The organism is Clostridium sp. CS001, from assembly GCF_020443565.1.
Lineage (GTDB): Bacteria > Bacillota > Clostridia > Clostridiales > Clostridiaceae > Clostridium_AD.
Window position 1 is genome coordinate 1 of sequence record NZ_JAIZZN010000079.1, and the last position, 868, is coordinate 868.

At 34.2% G+C, this 868-nt stretch carries 1 protein-coding gene; it reads right to left on the reverse strand.

The genetic code is table 11. The annotated features are described in order from the left end of the window. A partial coding sequence (locus LGK97_RS20000) for a transposase (RefSeq protein ID WP_226262005.1) occupies positions 1–735 on the reverse strand: 735 nt, incomplete at its 3' end. Positions 736–868 lie beyond the last annotated feature (133 nt).

Below are 868 nucleotides of genomic sequence, written 5' to 3' on the forward strand. Positions count from 1 at the left end.
CGTCTTGCCTTTATGTTTACCCGAACTACTTTCAACTAGATTTAAACCTGCAAGCTTTTGAATTTGGCTTGGATGTGTAAATCTTTTTATATCACCAACTTCAGCAATGAACCCGGCAGCAGTCATTATTCCTACACCTTTTATAGATACCATCTCCTTGACCCCAGGTACCTGAAAAGCTAATTCCTCTATTTCTATTTCTAATTGTTCATTTTGTTTTAAATATAGTGCATACTGTTCCAAATTAGCTTCGAGCTCTTTCTTAGCCATTTTAAGACCTTCCTTAATTCCAATAGAAATCTTAGCTGCCTCAACAAGTCTTACCGCCCTTTGAATGCCTACGGCACGCTTGACTTCTTTCTTCCATATCACAACTATTTGTTGCACACCTGTTAATAAAACTTCTTCTGGTGTAGCAAACTCCGTTAATGACATTAATGCAGCTTTACCTTCCCAATCAGCAAAAACATCGTTAAATTCAGGAAAGTATTTGTCTAACCAATGATCTACTTTATTTTTAATTATATTTAAATTTTTAGTAAGACTTTCTCTCATACTCATTGCTATTCTTAACTCGCTATATATCCCTTCCGGAATGTAAGGCTCAGAATATCGGCCATCAATAACAAGCTTTGCAATTGTTTTTGGATCTTTAAGATCATTTTTTGTTTGAGAGTTATCGTCTAATTCTTTGCTTCTTTTAACATGAAATGGGTTAACTAGAACAAGTTTAATCCCGAGTTCCTTTTAAAAATTTCCCAATGTAAACCAGTAATGACCTGTAGGCTCTAACCCAACAATTATGTTATCTTTTTTATTTTCTTTAGCTACTAATTTTAACCACTCATGAAATGTTTTAAAGCCATCC